General features: G+C 69.8%; 12 protein-coding genes. 6 read left to right on the forward strand and 6 right to left on the reverse strand.

Going from position 1 to position 15552, the window contains the following annotated elements; translation table 11 throughout:
• The first annotated feature begins 53 nt into the window (after positions 1 to 53).
• On the forward strand, positions 54 to 3731 hold the full coding sequence (locus AB0F15_RS00575) for a hypothetical protein (protein ID WP_360263000.1): 3678 nt from the start codon (positions 54 to 56) through the stop codon (positions 3729 to 3731).
• 63 nt (positions 3732 to 3794) lie between these two features.
• On the opposite strand, the gene AB0F15_RS00580 is transcribed toward AB0F15_RS00575, so the two are convergent.
• Positions 3795 to 5492, reverse strand: a complete 1698-nt coding sequence (locus tag AB0F15_RS00580) for a hypothetical protein (RefSeq protein WP_360263002.1) — start codon at positions 5490 to 5492, stop codon at positions 3795 to 3797.
• 548 nt (positions 5493 to 6040) lie between these two features.
• Here AB0F15_RS00580 and AB0F15_RS00585 point away from each other — a divergent pair.
• A complete protein-coding gene (locus AB0F15_RS00585; protein WP_360263005.1) occupies positions 6041 to 6238 on the forward strand; it encodes a hypothetical protein in 198 nt (65 codons plus the stop codon).
• 36 nt (positions 6239 to 6274) lie between these two features.
• On the opposite strand, the gene AB0F15_RS00590 is transcribed toward AB0F15_RS00585, so the two are convergent.
• Positions 6275 to 6745, reverse strand: coding sequence for a YdeI/OmpD-associated family protein (locus tag AB0F15_RS00590; protein ID WP_360263008.1), 471 nt, complete (start codon positions 6743 to 6745; stop codon positions 6275 to 6277).
• A gap of 117 nt (positions 6746 to 6862) precedes the next feature.
• A complete protein-coding gene (locus tag AB0F15_RS00595; RefSeq protein ID WP_360263011.1) occupies positions 6863 to 7765 on the reverse strand; it encodes a hypothetical protein in 903 nt (300 codons plus the stop codon).
• A gap of 444 nt (positions 7766 to 8209) precedes the next feature.
• On the opposite strand from AB0F15_RS00595, the gene AB0F15_RS00600 reads away from it, so the two are divergent.
• From AB0F15_RS00600 to AB0F15_RS00610, 3 genes are all read left to right on the forward strand, one after another.
• On the forward strand, positions 8210 to 8494 hold the full coding sequence (locus AB0F15_RS00600; RefSeq protein ID WP_360263013.1) for a hypothetical protein: 285 nt from the start codon (positions 8210 to 8212) through the stop codon (positions 8492 to 8494).
• Between the two features lie 142 nt (positions 8495 to 8636).
• Entirely contained in the window at positions 8637 to 9146 is a 510-nt protein-coding gene (locus AB0F15_RS00605) for a histidine phosphatase family protein (protein WP_360263016.1), read from the forward strand.
• Positions 9147 to 9259: 113 nt separating this feature from the next.
• A complete protein-coding gene (locus AB0F15_RS00610) occupies positions 9260 to 10564 on the forward strand; it encodes an alginate lyase family protein (RefSeq protein WP_360263018.1) in 1305 nt (434 codons plus the stop codon).
• A 50-nt stretch (positions 10565 to 10614) separates the two neighbouring features.
• Here AB0F15_RS00610 and AB0F15_RS00615 read toward each other — a convergent pair whose 3' ends face one another.
• The 3 genes from AB0F15_RS00615 to AB0F15_RS00625 form a co-directional block, all read right to left on the reverse strand.
• Positions 10615 to 11331: a trypsin-like serine protease gene (locus tag AB0F15_RS00615; protein ID WP_360263021.1), complete on the reverse strand. Its 717-nt coding sequence runs from the start codon at positions 11329 to 11331 to the stop codon at positions 10615 to 10617.
• A gap of 118 nt (positions 11332 to 11449) precedes the next feature.
• The gene (locus tag AB0F15_RS00620; protein ID WP_360263833.1) at positions 11450 to 11821 is read right to left on the reverse strand and encodes a hypothetical protein; all 372 of its coding nucleotides are present in this window, start codon (positions 11819 to 11821) and stop codon (positions 11450 to 11452) included.
• Between the two features lie 22 nt (positions 11822 to 11843).
• The gene (locus AB0F15_RS00625; protein ID WP_360263024.1) at positions 11844 to 12209 is read right to left on the reverse strand and encodes a hypothetical protein; all 366 of its coding nucleotides are present in this window, start codon (positions 12207 to 12209) and stop codon (positions 11844 to 11846) included.
• 445 nt (positions 12210 to 12654) lie between these two features.
• Between AB0F15_RS00625 and lanKC the strand changes: the two genes are divergently transcribed.
• On the forward strand, positions 12655 to 15240 hold the full coding sequence (gene lanKC / locus AB0F15_RS00630; RefSeq protein WP_360263027.1) for a class III lanthionine synthetase LanKC: 2586 nt from the start codon (positions 12655 to 12657) through the stop codon (positions 15238 to 15240).
• Positions 15241 to 15552: the final 312 nt, after the last annotated feature.

A 15552-nucleotide genomic window follows, 5' to 3' on the forward strand; every position in this document is an offset into this window, starting at 1 on the left:
CCAACCCCGATCCCGGCAGGAGCCGGGAAATTCGAATGAGGAGAAAAGAAGTCATGCATCCTTGGGCCAAACGCGGTCTCCAGTCCGCGCTGCTGGCCGGCGGGCTGATGATGCTGGGTACCGGCATCGCCTCCGCCGACGAACAGGTCAACCCCGACCTGGCGCCGTCCCCTGTGGACGGTGGGGTGAGCGTGCCGATCCAGATCCGCAAGATCGAGCTCGGTACTCCCGCCGGTCAGACGCCGGTGCCCCTCGACATGGACACCGAGGTCACCACCGGGACCGTGCTCGGCGACGCGACCAAGCCGGCGAGCGGCCTGCTGCTGGGCAACGTCGTCAAGCCCGATGTGTCGGCTCCGGTCCAGGTCACGGGCTGGGCGGTCGGCGCGGCCGGCGACTCGCACGTGGTGAACGACTCGCAGCAGGTTCACCAGCAGGGTGGCCCGATCACCACCACGGGTGAGGGACGTCCGGCAGGCGGCAACGTGGTCACCGCGCCGGTGACGGCTCCGATCGGGGTCAACAACCTGGCGTTCGGCACGCTGTCCAACGCCACGGTGGACGGCTTCGCGAACCAGAACAGCACTGTCGGCGGTCCCGTCACCACCGATGGCGACAACGGCGTCGTCTCCGGCACGATCGCGGCGGTCCAGGGCGGCCTGCCGATCGGGGTCAACAACACCGCAGCCGGCTGGGGTGGCACCGGAACGGTCAACACGACCACCGACCAGACCGCGAGCTCGCCGGGTTCCCTCGCCTCCAGCGGGAACGACGGCGTGGCATCCGGCACCATCGCCGGCGTTCCGGTGGCGGCGGCTCCCCAGGTCGACGGCACCGCGGCCGGCTGGGGTGGCAAGGGCACCGCGAACACCGGCAACACGGTTCTCGCGCAGGCCGGCGTCACCCAGTCCGACACGCGGGTCGGCGACGACAGCCCGCCCTACGCGACGACGAGCGGTCTGTCCTCGGTCGTCGGCGGCACCGCGCTCACCCCCGAGGTCGGTGCGCCGGTCGCGGTCAACTGCACCTCGGGCGCCTGGGGTGGGTCGACCACCACGGACTGCGTGAACGACCTCAACGCCAACACCGGCGGCGGCACGATCACCAACGGCGACAAGTCACTGGTCGGTGGCACCGCCGCCGAGGCTCCGGTGGCCCTCCCGGTCGCGGTGCTCGGCACCGCGGCTGCGTGGGGTGGCCTGTCCTCCGCGACCTCCGAGAACAACGTCGGCTCGGTCACGGGCGGCGAGATCTTCACCGGTGGTGACAACGCGGTCGGTGGCGGCAGCGTCGTCCACCCGCAGGTCGCCGGCCCGGTCGAGGTCGACTGCACCTCCGGCCCGTGGGGCGGCATCACCAGCACCGTCTGCGCCAACGACTTCACCGCGCACGCGGGTGGCGGGGACTCGACCAGCGGCGACAACGCGCTCGTCAGCGGCACCGTCGCCGACGCGCCGGTCGCCATGCCGGTGGCCGGCAACCACAACTCGGCTGCCTGGGGCGGTCTGTCCGACGCCACCGGCGCCAGCGCCATCGAGTCGGCGGCCGGCGGTGACGTCTACACCAGCGGCGCCGGCTCGGTCGTCGGCGGGACCATCGCGCACCCGCAGGTGGCGGAGCCCGTCACGGCGTCCTGCAACACCGGCGCCTGGGGTGGCATCACCTCCACCGCCTGCACGCACGAGAACACCGCGGACGCCGGTGGCGGCCAGGAGACCAACGGCAACGGCTCCATCGTCGGCGGCACCGTCGCCGACGTGCCCGCCACGCTCCCGGCCCAGGTCTGCGGCACCGCGGGCGACTGGGGCGGCATCTCCACCGCCGAGTGCAACACCGTCCTCACCTCCGAGGTCGGTGGCGACACCTACGACCACGGTGACGGCTCGGTGGGCGGTGGCAACATCGTCGGCCCGTCGCTGGCCGGGGACGCCGACGTCATCTGCAACGCCGGTGCGTGGGGCGGCATCCCGACCTCGTCGTGCACCAACGACGAAACGGTCGCCGCGGGCGGGTTCCAGGGCACGTCCGGCAACGACTCGGTCGCTGCCGGCAACATCGTCGACGCGCCGCTGGCGACGCCGGTCGAGGTGCTCAACGGTGCCTACGCGTGGGGCGGCATCCCGACCTCGACGATGACCGAGACCAAGGACATCACCTCGGGTGGGGCCAACAACACCGACGACGACGGCGGTGTGGTCTCCAGCAACATCGTCTCCGCGCCGGAAGCCATCGGCGCCCAGGTGATGAACATCGCCGGGGCGTGGGGCGGCAACCCGACCAGCCACGGCGACTTCGTCACCGACGTGACCGCGGGCGGCGCGAACTCCGCCACGGGCAAGGGCGGCGCCGTCGCCGGCAACATCATCAGCCAGCCGAGCTCGCTGCCGGTGCAGGTCAACACGATCGGCGCCACGTGGGGCGGTCAGGCCGAAGCCATCGGCACCAACCTCACCAAGTTCACCTCCGGTGGCCCGAACTACGGCGACGGTGACCAGGGTGCGGTGACCGGCGACGTCGTCGAGGCCCCGATCGGTGGCGCCGGCCAGGTCAGCAGCTGGGCTGCTTCCTGGATCGGCGGCGCGGTCGCCGACGCCGACAACGACGTGACCTCGCACGCCGGTGGCCCGACGTTCACCTCCGGCGTGGGTGGCGCCATCGCGGGTGACGCGGTCGCGGCTCCGATCCAGCCGCTGGTCCAGGCGACCGGTCAGTCGGTCTCGCTGATGGCCAACACGGCCAACCACACCGAGAACACCTACGACATCGCCTCGGGTGGCCCGATCACGACCGACGGCACCGGCGGCGCGCTCGCCGGTGACATCGTCTCGGCCGACGCGCAGGCGATGCCGCAGGTCTACGGCCTGGGCATCTCCGCGCTCGGGTCCGCGACCAACGGCGTCACCAACGACCTGAAGGCCACCGACGGCGGCGACGAGACCACGGCCGGCAGCGGGGCGCTCAACGGCGCTCTGCTCGACGTCCCGGTCGCGGCCGACCCCGAGGTGTTCCGCTGGGGCGTCGGTGCGCTCTCGACCGTGAACAACCACGTCGACAGCACGGTGGACAGCCACGTCAGCGGCACGCCGACGGCGTCGCCGGCGCTGCAGATCCCGGTCGGCCTGGTGCCGCAGGTGAAGAACGTGACGATCCCGGTCCTGGCGGAGGTCCTCAACACGGGCACCGACACGACCGACGTCATGGTCGGGCGGACCGAGGCTGCGCAGATCCCGGTGGAGCTCGACCTCAGTGGTCTGCTCGGCGGGGTGGCGCCGCTGGCTCGTGACGACGCATCGGCCCGGTCCGACGCTCCGGCGCCGGCTCTCGGCGCGGACGGTCTCGGAACCGCGTTCGAGCTGCTCGGTCACGGCTCGGCCGACGCGCTCGGCAAGAGCACCGGAATGGTCGGCTCGGCCTCGGGCCAGACGGTCGGCGGCCTGCCTGGCACCCTCGCGGGTGCCACTGGCCACCAGTCGCGCAGCGACAGCCCGGTGCCGGCGCTGCCGACTGTGCCCGTGATGTCGGGGCTGCCCGTGAGCAGCGGAATGCTGCCGCTCGCGCAGCTGACGCACGTCTCGCTGCCCACCATGGCCGGCTCGCAGCTGCCGGTGCCGCGTTCCGGCAACCCGGTGCCGGTCGTGTCGGGACTGGGCGGGAGCAGCCTGCTGTCGATGGTCAAGCAGCCGAACCTCTCCCTGCCGGCGGCGTCGAGCCTGCCGGTGCCGGCGAAGTAGCCTGCTGAACGAAATCGGGGCCCTGGAGCGAACCGCTCCAGGGCCCCTTTCGCATGAGTACGGCTACTTGAGGAACGGCAGGTTCCAGAAGTTGTCGAGAATGATGTCGAGATCGGTCTTGCTGTTGTGCGAAACGCTTTCCTTGGCCGCGGCATCGATGGCCTGCCGCACCTGCTTGCCGGTCCATTCCGGGCTGGTGGCCCAGTCCGGGGAGACGTAGTAGTTCAGCCAGTACCCGTTGTCGAACAGGGGCCCGCCTGCGGACCAGAACCCGTGGCTGGTCACGTAGTCGTGCACGCGGGTAGCGGCTCCGTTCTGCCAGATGCCTTCCACGCCGGGGGTGGACGCGCCGAAGATGACCATCTTCAGCCCGGCCTTGTCGAGGTAGCCGTCGGTCACCTGATTCCTGGCCACCGTGGCGTCGGCCAGCCCGCCCATGTCGATCACCCTGGTGGGAAGCCGGTAGGGGAGCACCCCGGCGTCGACGATCGCGATCGACCCGGGCGGCATCTTGCCGAAGTCGAGCGTGGAGAGGACACCGCCGAGGGCTTCGTGCGCGTACTGCAGGCGGTACCGATAGGCGGTCCAGTTGATCGCTTCGGTGGTCTGGCAGTAGCCGAGGCCGACCGCCAGGGCCGCCGCGGCGACGGCGAGGGCCCCTCGGTCGCGCCACACCAGGCCGACGATGACGCAGCTGAGCACCGCCATCGCGCAGAACAGCAGCACGATGCCCACCCCGGCGGCGGAGGGATCCCACGCGATCATCGTGGCAATGGCCACGCCGATACCGAACAGGCCACTGCGTTCGCTCCCTTGCTCGCCACCGGTCTCGTCCGGCTGCTTGGTCCCGAACCGCAGCGGACGGGACAGCGCGACGAGCACGACGGGGAACAGCACCTGCCAGGCGAACCGGTGCACGGGATCCATCACGAGGTGCGACTGCTTGTAGACGCCGATCACGAGCACGGCGGAAGTCAACGCCAGCACCAGGGGTACCGCGTCGCGCAGCCGGCTCGCCCGCTCCTGGGTGGGTTGCGTGTACCGGACCAGGACGAGCGCGGCCAACCCGACGAGGGCCGCGACACCGAGCACCGGGGAGAAGGCCTGGAGGAACGCCACTGCCCTGCTGGCCAGCTCGGCGTTCGAGTCGGTCTTTTGGTAGAAGGTGTTCGGGAAGAAGGCGTGGAAGTAGGTCGAGCGGGCCACCCAGTACACGGCCCAGCCTCCCAGGACGGCTGCCGCCCCTTTCACCGCCGCGCGCTTCGGGGCGATCAGCAGCGCCCAGCCGATGGCCACCCCGGCGAAGACGATGCCTTCGGGCCGGGTCGACGCGAGCGCACCGGCGACGAGGAAGCCGGTGGTGCCCAGCTCGCCCTTCCGGTACAGGATCCCGAAAAGCCAGGCGATCAGCAGCGCGAAGGAGACCGTCTCCAGGCCCATGTAGAGGAGCAGCAGGAACACCGGGCTGGCCACCGTCACCGCCAGGAGCAGGAATTCCTGACGGCGCGGCAAGTGCATGCGCCGCACGACGACGACGTAGGCCGCCAGGATGCCCAGCGAGATCACCTTGAAGAAGACCTCGACCGGGATACCGAGGAGTGCGGGAACAATGGCGAGCGCTGCGTATAGGGCGTTCGTGTAACCCTCCACCAGCGGGCCTTCGGCGTTGAAGTTCCACACCCCGGATTCGACCAGGGTGCGGCCGTAGCGCCAGGTGATGAACGCGTCGTCGACGGTCGCCCGGATGAATACCGCGCTCATCGCGAAAACCACGAGCCCGAGCACGAGGTAGGCGATGCTCCACGGCTCACCCCGCCGTACGCGAGCCCCGAAGTCACGTAGCTCCGCCCGTAGCCCTCGCGTGGAACGCGAGGTCCACTCAGCGGCCGATCGCCACGCTGGGCCGCGTTTTCCCGACCGGGTGGTTTCGGCGGTTCCGCCGGCCGCCCGCGGCGATGCTTCGCCGGATATCGTCACGTTGTTCTCCTGCAGTCTGAAACCGGGTTGGATGCGGGGTGGACGGTACGTGAATCCGGTCGGCGATATCTTGTGAACCAGGTGGCGTGGAGTCACCTGTTCGGTGGAATCTTTTTCCGCGATGTTTGACTGGCTACCCCGGGATTTGCGACCACGTTTGTGCGGCACTGGCGGGATAGGACGGGAAGACTGCTGAGCGGTGACCGATGAGGCTCCAGTGGGTGTCACCCGAGACGGTGCCAAAGCGCCTGAATCCGTTCCGCCGCACCGGTTCCGGGGCACCCGGACGGCACGAGCAAAACGGAAACCGGCACTAGAACAGGAGAATCGCCATGCGACGCATCACAGCCACGATCGGCGCCCTGGTGTTGACGACCGGAGTCCTCCTCGGGGCGACCGGAACAGCGTCCGCCCAGGAGGAATCCACGCCGGGGAGGAGTTGTGTGGGCAGCTCGCTCGCGATGTTCGCCACCACGGCCCTCTGCGTCGTCGACCGGGAGATCCCCGTCCTCGTCACCCCGGGCGCCTGACCGTCCGCCCGGCCGGGTTGGCCGGGTTCGCCGGCGTCACGGCCGTGGCCGCTGCTTGACCCGCGCCGCGAGCAGGTCGACCACTTCGGCGATACGAGCGGCGCGGAGATCCGGACGGCGGGTGGTCGCGTCGATCCAGCGGAGGTAGGCCTTGCGGTAGAACTGCGCCAGCGTGTCGAAGAACGCAGCCGCGGCCGGGTTGCCGGCCAGGGCCGCGGCGATGTCGTCGGCGAGGTCTTCGCGTTGGGGACCTTCCGGGGCCAGTTCGACGGTCACCTCGGCGCCGATCGTGACGCCGGTGTCGCGCAGCCACATCGGCGTGACGGTCAACAGCCATCCGCTGCCGGTCGGCGACAGCCTCCCGCGGACCCGCCGACCCTCGATCGTGCCGCCGACGGGATGATCGGCCTTGGTGCCCCACGTCTCGTCGGGGTCGAACGGCACGGTGATGACCGCGCTGTTTCGCGGACCGGCGGCCACGACGGCGCGGAACTGCTGCGGGCTCACGACCGTGATCGTGGCATGGTTGCCGTGGTCGTGGAAGGGCGCCTCCGCCTGGCGCCTGACCGCGAAAAGCCGGCAGCCGGGTGAATTCCCGGCTGCCGGCTTTTCGGTTTCCCCGGATCAGGGGTGGTAGATCTCCTTGACCGTGCTGATCTGGTCGTCGCCGTTCACGCTGATCTGCGCGAGGATCGAGGTGCCGTTCTTCAGCTGCTGGACCAGCTGGTCCTGGCTGCACGGCCCGTTGCCGTAGCCCTGCTTGTCGACGGTGATCGATTCACCGGGGCACAGGCTGACCGCGCTGAGCACGGTGCCGCCCTTCTGCAGGGGAAGCCGGTAGGTCTTGCCGTCGACCGGCACGTAGTGGCCGCCGTCCGGACCGCCGTCCTGGCGGGTGATCAGCTGGAAGCGCACCATCTGCACCCCGGCGTCGTACCCGGTGAACTGCACCGACTGGGTGGTGTTCGGGAACTTGCGGACCTGCTGCGCAGGCGTCTTGCCGGCGCCGCCCGCGGGCCTGGTCTCCAGTTGCAGGGAGCTGTTGGGCACGCCGCAGACGACCGAGCCCTGGCTGCCTGCGGAGTCCGCCTGACGGGCGCAGGTCCACTTCCCCTGGACGTCGAGAACCCGCTCACCAGGGCCTTCGGCCTGCGGCAGCTTCTCGTAGTACTCGGTGATCACGTTGAACGCCTCGGTGCAGCCTGGTGTGGTGCCGTCGGTGGCGGCCACCGCGATCAGGTCCATCTTCGGCCGCCCGGGTGCGCCGACCTGGCCGCCGTACTGGCTGCAGTTGACGTCGCCGTTCGACCCGGCACCGGAATCCGCAGCGCCGGACCCTCCGGTGGCCGCAGCCCCCTGACCGCCGCCTTCCGGCACCTGCTCCACGGCTGCCGGCTCCGCCGCGTTCCTCACCGGAGAACTGTTGCCGGCGATACTGTTCCCACTGCACGCGGAAAGCAGAGCGGTGACGGCGAACGCCCCCGCAATCACAGCCGTTTTGATTGTTTTCTTCGCGGTGAATTCCATCTCGGCGCCCCTCTCGCAGCTTTTTGAAGCTTTGTCCGGAAGACGTCGGAAATGAGCTCGGGTTGTTCGTGTGTGCCGACGGACCGCAGTGCTGCACGAAAGTCCGAGCTTCCCTGTCCCCGCGGGCAGAACTCGGCCGGCTTCGCAACCTCTCGACACCGACGACGACGCTCGCGAGCTGCGCGGCGCTCCGGCCCACCTGGGCGTTCGCCGGAGAAGCTACGGCCAGGTGCGGAGCCGTCACGGCGAGTTCCACGTTGCCCGCTGCGGCATATCTACGTCAGCGACCCGCGCGTAGCGCATTTCACCGAGAATTCAACTCCGCTGGCCGAGTGGGCGATCTTCGAAGATCAAAAGGGCAGGCTTGCGTTTCGGCCGTTGCCCGCAGGTCTTCCGGTGGCCGAGACTCGGACCGCTGTCGCTGTTATCCGACAAGGAGAGCCCATGCTCCGCAAGTTTGCCGTGGCCGCCGTACTGGCCGGCGCCGCCCTCGCCGTCACGGCACCCGCCGGCTTCGCCGCCACCGGTCCCGGGTCCGGTGCCGGTCCGGGCACGACCGCCCCGGCGCCCGGGAACCCGCCGAAGGCCACCACCCCCTACTACTACGCCTGGTACACCAGCCAGAGCGCCGCTCAGAAGGTGTGCAACGACAAGCTCGGCCAGGGGCAGTGGCGGACGTGCGCCGTTCAGGCCAAGTCCGGCCTCTACTACGTGTGGTTCAACCTCTGACGAACGCCTACGGGCAGGTCGTGGCGCTGTCGGTCGGCAGCGTCGCGACCTGGGTCGTGCTGCCCCGGTCGTCATGCCGGAGAGCGTGCCACCGGGTGTCGGGGCCGGCCGGTGGCGTTCTGCTGTCGTTAAGGTGGCGGACATGGACGCGACCAGGTGGCTCATCGTTGTCCGGCACGCCAAGTCGGACTGGTCGGACGGCCTTCCCGACCACGAACGCCCCCTCGCGCCCCGTGGCCTGCGTGACGCGCCCGGGCTCGGCCGGTGGCTCGTCGAGGAGGGGCGCATCCCGGAGCTGGTCGTCTGCTCCACCGCCCGGCGCACCAGGGAAACCTGGCTGCGCGTCAGCGCAGAACTACCCGCGCCGCCGCCCGTCGAGTACGACGACGACCTCTACGGCGCCGACGTCCCCGAGCTGCTGAACGCCGCCCGCCGGACGCCGCCCGAAGTCACCACGCTCGCGCTTGTCGGGCACGAGCCCGGCGTCAGCGACGTGACCCTGCACCTCGCCGGCCACGGGGAAGACACCTTGCCGGTCCAGACCAAGTTTCCGACCGGCGCCGCGGCCGTGCTCGCCACCTCGGACTCGTGGGACGCACTCCGCACCGCCCGGCTCGTCGCCTTCTTCCGGCCTCGAGACGTCACCGCCTGAGATCTCGCTGTTCGGCCAACTAGGTCTGGACCAGGCATTGCCTCGGCACAGTTCACATGCGTACCCTCCATTCACTCAGAGGTATGACGTTCATATTTGTGAATGGAGCGGACATGGTCTTCCGCCACACCGTCGTGGCCGCGCTCGCCGCCTTCGGCCTCGCCGCCGCGTCGTTCGCCGCACCGGCCGACGCCGCGACGCGACCCACCGGCTGCACCGTCCCCGTCATCGGGCCGGTGTGCGCGCCCCAAACCGCGGTTCTCGACGGCAAGCAGCTGCTTCGCACCAAGCTCGCCGCTCTCGTCGGCGAAAAGACGTCTCGCGCAGCGCTGAGCAACCTTCTTGCCGCCGCGAGAACCGATCTCACGACCGGGCCGTGGAGCGTCACCGCGAAGAAACAGGTCCCGCCCAGCGGCGACAAACACGACTACCTCAGCCTCGCGCCCTACTGGTGGCCGACCACGCAGCCGACCGCCGAAAACCCGTGGGGCTGCCCGTTCGTGCAGCGTGACGGCCAGCGCAACCCGATCGTCGACGAGATCACCGACCACGCCTACCGCGGCGAGGCGTTCGCCGCGATCTACCGGCTCGCGCTCGCCTGGTACTACACCGGGGACGCGCGGTACGCCCAGCGCGCGGCCCTCGACCTGCGCACGTGGTTCCTCGACGCGGCCACGAAGATGAACCCGAACATGAACTTCGCCCAGGGCATCCCGTGCAAGGTGGACGGCCGCGGCATCGGCATCATCGAGTTCTCCTACACGCTGAGCCAGGTCGTCGACGCCACCGCCATCCTGGCCACCGGCGCTCCCGGCTGGACGAAGACCGACCAGGCCGACATGACGGGTTGGTACACGCAGTTCCTGGACTGGCTGCGCACCAGCAAGAACGGCACGGACGAAGCGAAGGCCCAGAACAACCACGGCAGCTTCTACGACATGCTCGTCGCTGCGCTCGCCCTCGGCACGGGGCAGCGGGACCTGGCCGCGGCCATCGCGCGGGACGCCGGGCCGCAGCGGATCGCGCCGCAGATCCAGGCCGGTGGCCTGCAACCCCAGGAGACGAGCCGGACGCGCAGCTGGCACTACTCGGCGTTCAACCTGGTCGCCCTGACCCGGCTGGCGCAGATCGGCCAGCACGTCGGCGTCGACCTGTGGCACTACACCGCGCCCAGCGGTGCGACGCTGTTCTCCGCGATCGACTTCCTGATCCCGGGCGCCACGCAGGGGCCGTCCGCCTGGCCGTACCCCGAGCTGGACTTCCGGCAGTACGCGGCCCTCGACGTCCTGCACGCAGCGGCCGACGCGGGCGACAAAGCGGCGCGGACGGCCTTGCCGCGAGTGCCGGTGGAGCCGGGCGGAGATCTCTACCCGGTGCGGCCCGGCGCCGAACAGCTCGACGACATTTCGACGTCCTGACGGCAAAGGGCCCGGCCACGCGGCCGGGCCCTTTCCGGGAGCACCGGGAATCAGACCCCGGCCACCTGGGAAATCCAGCTGCGATAACGCGTGATGTTCGTGTATGCGGTGTTGTTCGACCGGTCGCTGGTCGACGCCACGCCGACCTGGCGGCCGGAAGCGAACATCGGACCGCCGGAGTCGCCGCCGGCGGTGATGCCGTTGACGCGGTTCGCGCACACCGCGACGCCGCCGGTGTGGTCGCTGCAGCCGATCGAGTTCACCCGCACCGTCGCGACCTTCAGGTATCGCGACTGGCAGTTGATCTCGGAGCCGCACTGGCTGGTCGCGCCCCAGCCGTAGACCGAGACGTTCTGGCCGACCGAGACGTCACCGACGCTGCCGAGTGGCGAGTAGGTGGCGTTCACCGAGGTGGTGAGCCGGACGATCGCCAGGTCGGCGGAGCCCGGGTAGCGCGTGATGGTGGAGCCGGTGGCCGTCGTCCCGCCGCTCGACTGGTCCAGGCTGCCGATGCGGAACGTGTAGGTGCCGGAGCTGCTGACGCAGTGCTTGGCGGTGAGGATGTACTGCGGCGCGATGATCGTCGCGGTGCAGTTCTGCTGGCCGTTGACGAACAGCCGGGCCGCCCAGGGGCCGCTCGTGGCGGTGCTGCCGCCGATGATCGACGGCTGGGCTTGCGGGGTGCTGTCGGCGGCCGCCGGACCGCCGAGGCCGACGACGGCCAGTGCGGTGCTCGCGGCGAGCAGGACGAAGTTGCCGAATTTCACGGCGAATGTCCGGAACCGACGAAAGTCGCCGGTCGAATCCGTATTCAATCCCGGAGGTGGACTACGTGCAGTTCCCGTACTGTTCCGCGCTCAACCCGGGGCTCGGGGAGTCCGGCGGTCAGACGGCGATCTTCGCCGGAGCCGTCTTCCGCAGCCAGTACAGTCCGACGACCGGCAGCACGAGCGGGATGAACAGGTAGCCCTCGCCGTAGACCGACCAGACGGTCGGGTGCCGGAAGGCGGCGGCGTCGACGAGGCTCAGCGTGCCGATCGTCAGGACACCCAGCAGTTCGATCGAGCAGGCCGTGAGGGCCACGCGCCACCAGCCGTCGCCCCGGCGGGCCAGCGCGATCGTCGCGACGATGTAGACGGCCGCGGCGAACGCCGACAGCAGGTAGGCGAGCGGGGCTTCGTGGAACTTCGTGCCGATCTGGACGCCGGCTCGCGACGTCGCGGCCAGCGCGAAGATCGCGTACACGGCGACGAGCACCCGTCCGGGGCCGCTGGCCGTCCTACGCTGTTGCTCCACTCCACACCTCGTTCAGTCGCAGCACCATCACCGGGATGGCCAGGCAGGCGATGCCGAGCACCGCGGTGCTCGACCGGCTCCGCTCGGCCAATGCCCAGACGGCGCCGACGGGCAGCACGACCAGGCAGCCGATCAGGTAGGCCAGGTAGGTCGCCAAGCTGCCCGGCCGGTCACCGCCGGCGAGCAGCACGATCCCGATCACCAGCTGCGCGACCAGCAGCAGTTCGAGGACCGCGAGCGCGACCAGGAGCGGGTTGTCCGGAAGCCGGTTTCGAGCCGACTGGACGAAGCTCCAGAGCGCTACGAGCGTGGCAGCCACGGCGACCGTCACGGCGAATCCGAAGACCACCCGTTCCTCCTTCCGGTCCGCCGGTCGTCAACTTACTCCGGGGTACCGGCGGCCCTGCCGGCCGAGGTGCCGCGTGCGTGGCGCGGGCCACTACGGGGTCCGGTGCCGATGGCGCGTCCTACGTGAACAGTGTCTATCGAGAAAATTGATCACGAGTCAGCTTGATGGCATTCTGCCAATTCGACGAAACATTTCAGCCGGATCCGTCGGTGGACCTGCGAGAATGCTGAAAAGATCTTCGTGTTACACCACTATGGTGTGGTAACTCGGCCGCGGAAAATCACCCTGGGTTCGACTACCGACTGGTAAGTGTCCTTTTTGCCTACCTCGGATAGCCCAGTTGAACCGCCGGGTTGGCGGATTGGCGCAGGGCCGTTCGGCATGGGGGAATATTCATCTTCCCAGGGCCGTGGTGTCCGGGGCATCGCACGGAGGGGTATCTCGGATGGACCTGCGCTACGAAGCGTTTTGCTTCGCCGATCCGCTGTTCTACGACGAACAGCAGGAAAACGGCACGCCGGTCGACGATTTTACGGCGGCGTTTCCCACGCCGGACAGCGGCTGGACCACCACCGACCGCGGGCCTTGGCGCACGGTGCACCCCGAGGGTCGTGTTCTCCCCGGCCAGGGCTGGCAGATCCACGTTTCGGCGGGTCTGGACAACGCGGATCGCGTGCTCGCGCAGGTGCGCGAGTGCTGTGTCGAGCACCGGGTCTCCTCCAAGCACCTCCGCTCGGCGGTGACCCTGCTCACGCGAAATTCGAAATACGCGTCCGGCTTCGACGGTGTCGAGCTGGCCACGATTTACCCGGTCGACCACAACGAACTCGAGCAGGTGCTCGCGGACCTGTCGGTGCGGCTCGAGGGCGAACACGGCCCCGGCATTCCCGGTGGCTTGCGGTACGGCGACGGACCCCTCTACGTGCGTTATGGCGGATTCGCCGAACAGTGGGTCGAACACGAGGGCAATCGCGTCTCGGCGATCCGTAAGCCGGACGGCAGGCTGGTGCCGGACAAGCGGGAACCGACGTTCTCTGTGCCCGGCTGGGTGAGAATCCCGCCCTGTATGCAAGGGATCATCTCCGCGCGTCAACGAGGTGCGCCGACCCAGTTTCCCTACCGGACGGCGAGCACCCTGCAGGTCTCGAACGGCGGTGCCAGCTACGTCGCCGCCCTCAGGGCGGGCGGCGATCAGGTCGTCGTCAAGGAGGCCCGCCCGCACGCCGGTCTCGACGAGGCACGGGTCGACGCCGTCGAACGACTGCGTCGCGAGCACGAGGTGCTCGACCGGCTCGCCGGCGTCCCGGGTGTGCCGCGGGTCTTCGAGCGGTTCACCGTCGAGGACCGACACTACCTGGCCCGGGAGTACGTGCCGGGCATCTCGCTGGCCACCTGGCTGACCCGCAACTATCCGCTGACCAGGCACAGCACGACAGCCGTCGACCTCGACACCTACGCTCGGCGCGCGCTGGCCATCATCGCGGGAGTGGAAAAGGCGATCGATGGGGTCCACGCTCGCGGCATCGTCGTAGGCGATCTTCACCCGCGGAACATCCTCATCGACGAAGACCACGAAGACGACGACGGCCGGATTTCCCTGGTCGACTTCGAGACAGCGTTCGACGCCGAGTCCGGCGACCGCCCGGCACCGGGCACGCCCGGCTTCCGTGCTCCGGCCGACCGCACCGGCTTCGAGATCGACCAGTACGCGGTCGCGACGCTCCGGCTGTGGTTGTTCCTGCCGCTCTCCCCGCTGACAGAGCTCGCACCGGCGAACCTGCGCCGGATGGCTGACTTCGTCGAGCGTCGGTTCGCGCTGCCCGAGGGGTACACCGACGCCGCAGTCGCGGTGCTGTTCCCCCGTGAAGGCCCCGCGGCGCCGGAGCAGGAGCAGGCACCGGTCCACACCGCGCTCGACGAGGAGAAACCGGACTGGTCGCTGGTCCGCAAACAGGTCGCCGAAGCCATCCTGGCCAGCGCTAGTCCCGCGCGTCACGATCGGCTGTTCCCGGGCGACATCGAGCAGTTCAGTGTCGGCGGTGCCTGCTTCGGCGTCGGTGCCGCGGGCGTGCTGCACGCTCTCGACGTCGCCGGTGCCGGCCGCTTCCCCGAGTACGAACGCTGGCTGATCGAATCGGTCCGTCGCGACCCGCCGACCCGACCAGGCTTCTACGACGGCAGCTCCGGCGTCGCCTACGTGCTGGAGAACTTCGGGCACCACGACGAGGCGGCCAAGCTGCTGGCGTCGGCCGCGCGGCACGTCGAGCAGACGACCGACCATTCCCTGGAGAGCGGCCTGGCCGGCATCGGGCTGACCATGCTGCACTTCGCGACGGTCCGCCAGGACAACGAGTTCGGCCGCCAGGCGCTGACCGCGGCCGTCCGGCTGGCCGAGGCACTGGAGACCGCGGCGCCGCCGGGGAACTCCGCCCGCGCCGGCCTGCTGTTCGGCTGGTCCGGACCCGCGCTCCTGTTCGTCCGGCTCTTCGAGCGCACCGGCGAGCCGGCCTGGCTGTCGTTCGCCGACCAGGCGCTGTGCCGCGACCTCGAAGAGTGCATCGAGGCCGCCGACGGCTCCCTGCAGGTCCGCGACGGCGCGGCTCACACGTTGCCCTACGCCGGCGTCGGCAGTGCCGGGATCCTCCTGGTCGCCGAGCAGCTGGCGCGGCACCGCCCCGACGCCGAGGCCTGCGAGAGCCTCACCGCCCTGCGCGAGTCGTGCCGCGGCGAGTTCGTCGCTCACCCGGGCCTGCTCAACGGCCGGTGCGGGCTGGCGGTGGCGCTGGGCACGAACCCGGACGCGGAGCAGCCGACCCGCGTGGTGATCGACCAGCACCTGGCCTGGCTGGCCTGGTACGCGGTGCCGTACAAGTGCGGCCTCGCGTTCCCGGGCAGCCGGCTGCTCCGCCTCTCGATGGACGTCAAGACCGGCAGCGCGGGGATCCTCCTTTCTCTCGCAGCGCTCTTTGACGGCAAAGAGGTGTTGCCCTTCCTGGGTGGTACGCCATCCCACCTGGCCACGGGCCGCTGACCGGCACCCACACGACGGCCGGCGAAGTCAGCGAGCCCCCGGTACCAGGGGCTCGCTGACTTCGGTAGGGGTGAGGTCGTCGGCGGGGCGCCTTCCGGCGACGAACCGCAATCCCCAGGACACATGGGGCAGTGGCGCGTCCGCTCGCGGGGCGCCTGCCGGGAGCGGACGCGCGACCACTGTTTGGTCCACTTCTGTGCATGGCTTCCGAGCCCGTGGCAGGGACGCCCTGCCACGGGTTCGGCACCACTCCCGAGCCGTCTGCTCGCCGCTTTGCTGCCGCAACCGGATCGACGCCTAGGCCGCCATCCG

The organism is Amycolatopsis sp. NPDC026612 (assembly GCF_040638285.1).
Lineage (GTDB): Bacteria > Actinomycetota > Actinomycetes > Mycobacteriales > Pseudonocardiaceae > Amycolatopsis.